We start from the raw sequence: 8668 nt of genomic DNA, 5'->3' as shown, positions 1-8668 counted from the left end.
CATGCGTGACAGGCATGTATTCTAACCAACTGAACTAACGCACCATTAAGTTTTTTCGTTGCTTTCTCTCTCGATTGCGGTTGCAAAGGTAGTACAATTTTTTGAACCTGCAATAGCTTCGTGAAAAAATTTTCAGCAGGAGACTTATACAGGAAATATAAGAAATAGGGAAAAACAGGCTCTCCCACTCCATCTTGTCAGAAAAAGAAAGCAGACGCCAAACTTTCCGTTGCGTTTATTAGGAGATTGATTATAATTCGTTACTTTTGCAAAAACAATTTTTTCTCATAAAAAACAATACAGAAGAATGAAAATTGCCATCATCAAATACAACGCCGGCAACCTTTTTTCGGTGAATTGTGCCTTGAAACGGCTGGGCGTGGAACCTGTCATTACCCACGATAAGGAAACGCTGCTCAGTGCCGACAAGGTCATCTTTCCAGGAGTGGGCGAAGCACGCACCACCATGGACTACCTGAAGGGATGCGGACTGGACCAGCTCATCAAAGACCTCAAACAGCCGGTACTGGGTATCTGCTTAGGCATGCAGCTGCTTTGCCGCCATTCTGAGGAAGGCGACGTAGACTGTCTGGGAATCTTCGATGCGGAAGTGAAGAAATTCCAGCCGACCCATCCGGAAGAAAAGGTACCCCACATGGGATGGAACACGCTCTCACACCTTCGCAGCCCATTGTTCCAAGGACTTAAGGAGGAAGAGTTCGTGTATTTCGTCCATAGTTTCTATGTGCCGGTCAACGAGTTTACTGCTGCCACTACGGAATATATCACTCCCTTCAGTGCAGCATTGCACAAGGACAATTTCTATGCCACCCAATTCCACCCGGAAAAGAGCGGCAAGGTGGGCGAATGCATCCTGCGCAACTTCCTGAATCTATAATCTTTCATTCAATTTGCATAAGAACATCCTATGATAGAACTTATACCTGCCATCGACGTCATCGACGGCAAATGCGTGCGGCTTTCACAAGGAGACTACCAGTCGAAAAAGGTGTACAACGAGAACCCCGTAGAAGTGGCCAAGATGTTTGAAGCACACGGCATCCAGCGGCTGCATGTGGTGGACCTGGATGGAGCGGCTTCCAAACATATCGTAAATTACAAGGTACTGGAGGCATTGGCCGGACAGACCTCACTGGTCATCGACTTCGGCGGAGGCATCAAAAGTGACGAAGACTTGCACATCGCTTTCGAGAGCGGGGCGCAAATGGTCACCTTGGGCAGTATTGCCGTAAAAGAGCCGGATACGTTCAGCCGATGGATGGAGGCTTACGGCAGTGAACGGATCATCTTAGGAGCGGATGCCAAGGAGGGAAAAATCGCCGTAAACGGCTGGCTGGAATGCAGCCGGATGGAACTGATGCCGTTCCTCGACGAATACATAAAGAAAGGAGTTACCAAGGTGCTCTGCACGGACATCTCCCGCGACGGCATGCTCAACGGTCCATCCATCGAGCTGTACAAGGAAATTATCCAAGCCCATCCCGACCTGCACCTGATTGCCAGCGGAGGTATCAGCGGCATGAAAGACATTGAAGCGCTGGAAGAGGCCGGCATCCCGGCGGTGGTGTTCGGAAAAGCTTTTTATGAGGGGCGCATCACCCTGAACGACTTGAAGGCTTTCCTTCCTTAAAACTTATTCAAGAAACAAAACTATGTTAGCAAAGAGAATTATACCTTGTCTGGACATCAAGGACGGACAGACAGTAAAAGGGACCAACTTCGTCAACCTGCGACAAGCCGGCGACCCGGTAGAACTGGGAAAGGCGTATAGTGAACAAGGGGCAGACGAACTGGTCTACTTGGACATCACGGCCAGCCACGAGGGCCGCAAAACATTTACGGAACTGGTGAAACGCATCTCGGCGGAAATCAATATTCCGTTCACCGTGGGGGGCGGTATCCATGAACTGAGTGACGTGGAACGGCTTCTGAACGCCGGAGCGGACAAGGTGTCCATCAACTCCTCTGCCCTCCGCAACCCGCAGCTCATCGACGACATAGCTCTTCACTTCGGGTCGCAGGTGTGTGTGGTAGCTATCGATGCACGCCAGACTCCGCAGGGTTGGAAATGTTACCTCAACGGAGGACGGCTGGAGACCGACCGTTTTCTGATGGAATGGGCGGAAGAAGCCAACAGCCGGGGCGCGGGAGAAATCCTGTTCACCAGCATGGACCACGACGGGGTGAAAGAAGGCTATGCCAATGAGGCACTGGCTGAACTAGCCGACAGACTGACCATCCCGGTCATCGCTTCGGGAGGCGCCGGCAAGAAAGAACACTTCCGCGATGCGTTTACGCTGGGAAAAGCCAATGCGGCACTTGCGGCCAGTGTTTTTCACTTCGGAGAAATACGGATTCCCGAATTAAAAGATTACCTTTGCAAAGAAGGCGTCACCGTACGCAGATAAAAGTATGTTTAACCACTCATTAGATATAAAATAAAAAATTATGGAACTGGATTTTGACAAAATGAATGGCCTGATTCCGGCCATCATCCAAGATAACTACACACAGAAAGTGTTGATGCTGGGCTTCATGAACAAGGAAGCCTACGAAAAGACCGTGGAAACGGGAAAGGTTACTTTCTTCAGCCGTACGAAAAACCGCCTCTGGACCAAGGGCGAACAGAGCGGGAACTTCCTGCACGTGGTATCCATCAAGGCGGACTGTGACAACGACACCTTGCTCATCATGGTACACCCGGACGGCCCAGTCTGTCACACAGGTACCGACACTTGCTGGGGTGAAAAGAACGAACAGGACATCATGTTCCTGAAGGAACTGCAGGATTTCATTGACCGACGTCGCCAGGAAATGCCGGAAAAATCCTACACGACCAGCCTGTTCAATTCGGGTGTCAACAAGATGGCACAGAAAGTGGGTGAAGAAGCAGTGGAAACGGTCATCGAGGCCTGCAACGGTACCGATGAACGATTAATTTATGAAGGAGCCGACCTGCTGTATCACCTGATTGTGCTGCTCACCTACAAAGGGTACCGCATTGAAGACCTGGCCCGCGAACTGAAAGAACGCCACAGTGCGAACTGGAAAAAACATTAATGCAAAGCATGGAAGAACAACCGCTTATCACATATCAGCATGTCAGCATCAGCCTGCAGGGACAGGAAATCCTTTCAGACGTGAACTTTGAACTGAAGAAGGGAGAATTTGTCTACCTCATCGGAAAGGTAGGCAGCGGGAAATCCACTTTTCTGAAAACTCTCTACGGAGAAGTGGATATCAACGATGGAGAAGCCCAAGTTTTAGGCTACTCTATCCGCCAGCTGAAACGAAAAGACCTCCCTACCCTGCGCCGGAAACTGGGCATCGTGTTCCAAGACTTCCAGCTGCTGACCGACCGTACCGTACACGAGAACCTGAAATTCGTGCTCAAAGCTACGGGATGGAAAAGCCGCACAGAAATAGAAAAACGCATCGAAGAAGTACTGCGGCAGGTGGGAATGGAAAACAAGGGATACAAAATGCCCAACGAGCTTTCAGGGGGTGAACAGCAACGCATTGTCATCGCACGGGCCATCCTGAACCAGCCAGACATCATCTTGGCCGATGAACCGACAGGCAATCTCGATGTGGAAACGGGACGACACATCGTGGAACTGTTGCAGGATATCTGCCGGCAAGGGTCGGCCATCATCATGACCACACACAACCTGAACCTGCTGTCGGAATACCCAGGAAAGGTGTACAAATGTGAGCATCATCACTTGACAGAAACCGTAAATTCATAAAAAAGACAAAGGAGTAAAAGGAATTTTGCCAAAATGAACTTAAAATAGGGTTTTTATTACTACATTTGCTCCCGAAAATAATTAATTATAAAACATTTTAAATTCGAAACGTAAAATGAAAGTTTTAAAGTTTGGAGGTACATCCGTAGGTTCCGCTCAAAGAATGAAGGATGTGGCCAAATTAATCAATGACGGCGAACAGAAAATTGTAGTCCTGTCTGCCATGTCGGGTACGACGAACACATTGGTTGAAATTTCGGATTATCTGTACAAGAAAAATCCAGAAGGTGCTAATGAAATCATCAACAGACTGGAAGCGAAGTATAAACAGCACATTGATGAGTTATATTCTACAGAGGAATATAAACAGAAGACACTGGATTTTGTAAAATCGGTTTTTGATTACATTCGTTCTTATACGAAAGACATATTTACGTTGTTTGAAGAAAAAGTCATCTTGGCACAGGGAGAAATCATCTCTACAAACATGGTGACAAACTATCTGTGCGAACAGGGAGTGAAAGCCATCTTGATTCCGGCATTGGAATATATGCGTACGGACAAGAACGGCGAACCGGATTTGACCTACATCCGCGAGAAACTGAACGCACAACTGGAAGCCAACCCGGGTTATGAAATTTACATCACACAAGGGTTCATCTGCCGCAATGCGTACGGTGAAATCGACAACCTGCAGCGTGGCGGAAGCGACTATACTGCTTCTTTAATCGGTGCAGCCATCAACGCATCAGAAATCCAGATTTGGACGGATATCGATGGAATGCACGACAACGACCCACGTGTAGTAGACAAGACCTCTCCAGTACGTCAGCTGCACTTCGAAGAAGCTGCCGAACTGGCTTACTTCGGGGCCAAGATTCTGCACCCGACCTGTATCCAGCCGGCTAAATATGCCAACATTCCGGTACGTCTGCTGAACACCATGGAACCGTCGGCTCCGGGCACGCTGATTTCAAACGATACGGAAAAGGGCAAAATCAAGGCAGTCGCTGCCAAAGACAACATCACCGCCATCAAAATCAAATCCAGCCGTATGCTGCTGGCTCACGGTTTCTTGCGCAAGGTGTTTGAAATCTTCGAAAGCTACCAGACAGCCATCGATATGGTATGTACTTCAGAAGTAGGTGTGTCCATGTCGATTGACAACACGAAGCACTTGAATGAGATTGTGAACGACCTGAAGAAATACGGAACGGTAACGGTAGACCATGACATGTGTATCGTTTGCGTAGTAGGTGACTTGGAATGGGAAAACGTAGGTTTTGAGGCAAAGGCACTCGATGCCATGCGTGAAATTCCGGTACGTATGATTTCATTCGGCGGCAGCAACTACAACATCTCTTTCCTGATTCGTGAAGCAGACAAGAAGAGAGCACTCCAGTCTTTGAGCGACGTGCTGTTCAACAGCAACAAGAAATAAAGACATTTTTATGCAGCGAAAAGCGGAGGATACGGTCAAAACCGCATCATCCGCTTTTTTATCATCCTAATCAAACAAAACAACTAAACTCACATGAAAGCAAATTTTCCTATACCGCGTTTCAGGGAACTTGAAACCCCGTTTTATTATTATGACGCGAACCTGCTGCGTGAGACCTTGGACAAGATCAAGGAAGAGGCAGGGAAATACAATAAATTTTGTGTGCATTATGCCGTAAAAGCCAATGCCAATCCCAAAATCCTGCGTATCATCCGCGAAAGCGGACTGGGAGCCGACTGTGTGAGCGGCGGTGAAATCCAGGCATCTATCCAAGCCGGATTCCCAGCCAGCAAGATTGTCTATGCCGGCGTGGGAAAGACTGACAAGGAAATCAATCTGGGACTGGATTATGACATTTTCTGCTTCAACGTAGAATCTATTCCGGAACTGGAGGTCATCAATGAACTGGCTGCGGCAAAGAATAAAATTGCCCGCGTGGCGTTCCGCATCAACCCGGATGTAGGTGCGCATACGCATGCCAACATCACCACCGGACTGGCAGAAAACAAGTTCGGCATCAGCATGCAGGACATGGATCACATCATCGATCTGGCACTGGAGATGAAAAACGTGAAATTCGTGGGACTGCATTTCCACATCGGCTCACAGATTCTGGACATGGGCGACTTCGTGGCGCTCTGCAACCGCATCAATGAATTACAGGAAAAATTGTATGCACGCCAGATTATCGTGGAACACATCAACGTGGGAGGCGGACTGGGCATCGACTATGCACATCCGAACCGCCAGCCGATTCCAGACTTCGCCGAGTACTTCGCTACCTATCACAAGCACTTGCGTCTGCGCCCGCAACAGACACTGCACTTTGAACTGGGCCGCTCGGTAGTGGGACAGTGCGGAAGCCTCATCACCAAGGTAACTTACGTGAAACAAGGTACAAACAAACAGTTTGCTATTGTCGATGCGGGTATGACCGACTTGATTCGTCCGGCTTTGTACCAAGCTTATCATAAGATTGAAAACCTGACCTCGGAAGAACCTGTTGAAACCTACGACGTGGTAGGTCCTATCTGCGAATCATCCGACGTGTTCGGCAAAGCCATCGACCTGAACAAGGTACACCGTGGCGACCTGATTGCCCTGCGTTCGGCTGGAGCTTACGGTGAAATCATGGCTTCAGGCTACAACTGCCGTCCGCTGCCGAAAGGCTACACTTCGGACGAACTGGTATAAGCAGTCATTCTACTTATTGAATAATTCGAAGGTAAATTTACATCCCACGGAGGTAAATTTACCTTTTTCATTTCCGATAAAGATTCCTGCATCGAACAGATGGGTGGCAAAGCCATAACCAAACTCCAGGTAGGGATTCAAATGGGGCATGAACAGAATGCCTGCATAGATTCGTTCTTTCTGGATGAAGGACAGCAGTCGGTTTACAGGATAAAGAAGGATGAAAGGCGCTTCAAACGTCATATTGCCACGAAGATAATGCCGGGATGCATTGTACCATCGCCCGTCCAACATCTGGAAAGTCCCTCCAATGTCATCGTTCCAACCCTGCGGCAGGTTCAGGTTGGCAAAGTGTACGTAATCTACGAAATACATGTCCGACTGGTTCGTGAACATTCCCCCTCCGATATGATAAGCAATAGATCGGACATTTTTCAGACGGATAATCTGTTCCACCGAGCATTCAATACGTTCATAAGTTCCTGAATTTTTCAGCAACTTGATACCTCTTTCATAATCCAACATGAAGGTCGGATAATAAGAACCTACATTGATTTTTCGGTTGCCATTCATATAATAATACATGCCCGGCGTCCACTCCAAACGGAGACGAGGTGCGAAACTGTTATAACGGGAACGGACACGAGCTTCCACCTCCGGCGTACTCTTGGTATATCGCCAGTGCATGGCCAAACCTGTACCCAACTTCAGGCCGTTACACAGTTCAATGTTGTGCGACACATCCACATACACATCCTTGAAATAGTCCAGCTCCAGCCCTTCGAACGAGAACGTACTATCCGGCATTTCTTTCAACTGATCAAGCACTACACTACTGTAAATACGGTTACCATTTCCGGCATGTACCTCAAAGGAACCCAGCCTACGGGGATTGTAAAAATATTCGATATCGGCTTTGGCATAAAGCTCCTTCTTGGTAAAATTATAACCAATCTGCGGTGCGATACGCAGCAACCGTCCGTCGTGAAACAGTTTGTTGTACTTGAACACCTGCCGGTAAGAAATCCCGTTCCGGTGACTATAACTCACAAGCAACGGATTGATTATCGGAGAACAGTTGATGCTTCCTACCCGCGACAAGTCGATATCGTAACTGCTGATCAAGGCATCCCCTATCTGACCGAGGAACACCATGTTCTTTTGGAACCTCGTAGGTGGAGGCTTCAAGGTATCCGCCTCCCGCTGCCGCCTCCGTTCATCCGCCATCCGATAAAGCGAATCTTCATACGATGACAAAAGAATCGGACGGATACGGTTGAATGAATCCCGCTCTACTACCAGACGACTGGTGTCACAAGTCAGCGTATAAGACTTGGAAAGATTATGGTCCTTCGTCTTTTTATCAATCCATTCCTCTCCCGGTTGCCGGAACGTCACCGAAGAATAGCGCATCCATCCAGTGTATTTCATCTCCAGGTGATTCTTCAAGAACTTGAAATTCAGGTCCAGGTTCATCAGTACCGGAAGACATTTCGTATCTTCCTCCTCTCCCATCTGCATGCTCAGGTGAAAGTGAATCAAATCATAACGCCCTTTCAAATCCATTTTCCGGATGGTCCAGTCGGCCGAAGAAAGCCACAAAGCCCCCTCCACCAGCTGCGTACTCCGATAACGGGGAATAACCCGGATGCAATAGAGTTTGCCATCCAAGCGAGGTTCCACACTTTCCAACAAATAACGATAATGTATCCGTGCTTTCTCATTCAAAGGCGACAACAATTTGTTACCCATCAAGGAAGGCGAATAAATGTTGAATTTCATGTAATCTATCACATCGAAAATCTGTCCTCTATAGCTGGGAAAAGTGGTAGATATGGCCCTAACCTTCCGATCGATAATTCCAGGTGCCGTGTACTGAAGTTCGCTGATGGATTCATGCACATAATCCTTTATTCCCTTCTCCAACCTGAACATTGAAGGCACATAACGAATGATGCGATTCTGCTTGTGAACCGTCAGATGCCCTTTCAAATATAAATCTGCCTTATAACCTTTGACCTCATGCGAATAAATGGAAGCTGCCTGAAACATATATCTCAAAATGGAATCAGGCACCATGGGCCTAAAAGGAAGAGCCGGAGCATTGTCACGTGCCATTCCCCGTTGTGGAATACCACCCAGCAGACATAAAGCCCACAGTCCCCACAAAACTACATATAAGGCTTTTCTTATTCGCATTCTT

8 protein-coding genes are annotated in these 8668 nt (G+C 47.9%); 7 read left to right on the top strand and 1 reads right to left on the bottom strand.

Annotated elements, in window-relative coordinates; all coding sequences use genetic code 11:
* Positions 1-307: 307 nt before the first annotated feature.
* The 7 genes from hisH (at position 308) to lysA (ending at position 6465) form a co-directional block, all read left to right on the top strand.
* Positions 308-898: an imidazole glycerol phosphate synthase subunit HisH gene (hisH, locus tag RDP42_RS05920; protein WP_308762941.1), complete on the top strand. Its 591-nt coding sequence runs from the start codon at positions 308-310 to the stop codon at positions 896-898.
* Between the two features lie 30 nt (positions 899-928).
* Positions 929-1651 carry a 1-(5-phosphoribosyl)-5-[(5-phosphoribosylamino)methylideneamino]imidazole-4-carboxamide isomerase gene (gene hisA / locus RDP42_RS05915; RefSeq protein WP_308762940.1) on the top strand — a complete coding sequence of 241 codons (723 nt, stop codon included), beginning with the start codon at positions 929-931 and terminating at the stop codon, positions 1649-1651.
* Between the two features lie 22 nt (positions 1652-1673).
* Positions 1674-2429: an imidazole glycerol phosphate synthase subunit HisF gene (gene hisF, locus RDP42_RS05910; RefSeq protein ID WP_308762939.1), complete on the top strand. Its 756-nt coding sequence runs from the start codon at positions 1674-1676 to the stop codon at positions 2427-2429.
* Between the two features lie 40 nt (positions 2430-2469).
* Positions 2470-3081 (top strand): bifunctional phosphoribosyl-AMP cyclohydrolase/phosphoribosyl-ATP diphosphatase HisIE, encoded by a 612-nt coding sequence (gene hisIE, locus RDP42_RS05905; RefSeq protein WP_308762938.1) that lies wholly within the window; start codon positions 2470-2472, stop codon positions 3079-3081.
* Between the two features lie 8 nt (positions 3082-3089).
* Positions 3090-3770, top strand: coding sequence for an ATP-binding cassette domain-containing protein (locus tag RDP42_RS05900; protein ID WP_308762937.1), 681 nt, complete (start codon positions 3090-3092; stop codon positions 3768-3770).
* 115 nt (positions 3771-3885) lie between these two features.
* Entirely contained in the window at positions 3886-5211 is a 1326-nt protein-coding gene (locus tag RDP42_RS05895; RefSeq protein WP_303916684.1) for an aspartate kinase, read from the top strand.
* Positions 5212-5304: 93 nt separating this feature from the next.
* Positions 5305-6465: a diaminopimelate decarboxylase gene (gene lysA / locus RDP42_RS05890; RefSeq protein WP_308762936.1), complete on the top strand. Its 1161-nt coding sequence runs from the start codon at positions 5305-5307 to the stop codon at positions 6463-6465.
* A gap of 9 nt (positions 6466-6474) precedes the next feature.
* Here the strand turns inward: lysA and RDP42_RS05885 are convergent, their stop codons facing one another.
* The gene (locus RDP42_RS05885) at positions 6475-8664 is read right to left on the bottom strand and encodes a DUF5686 family protein (protein WP_308762935.1); all 2190 of its coding nucleotides are present in this window, start codon (positions 8662-8664) and stop codon (positions 6475-6477) included.
* Positions 8665-8668 lie beyond the last annotated feature (4 nt).

The sequence above is a fragment of the uncultured Bacteroides sp. genome (genome assembly GCF_902472605.1).
GTDB lineage: Bacteria > Bacteroidota > Bacteroidia > Bacteroidales > Bacteroidaceae > Phocaeicola.
This window is presented reverse-complemented; position numbering and strand designations above follow the sequence as displayed.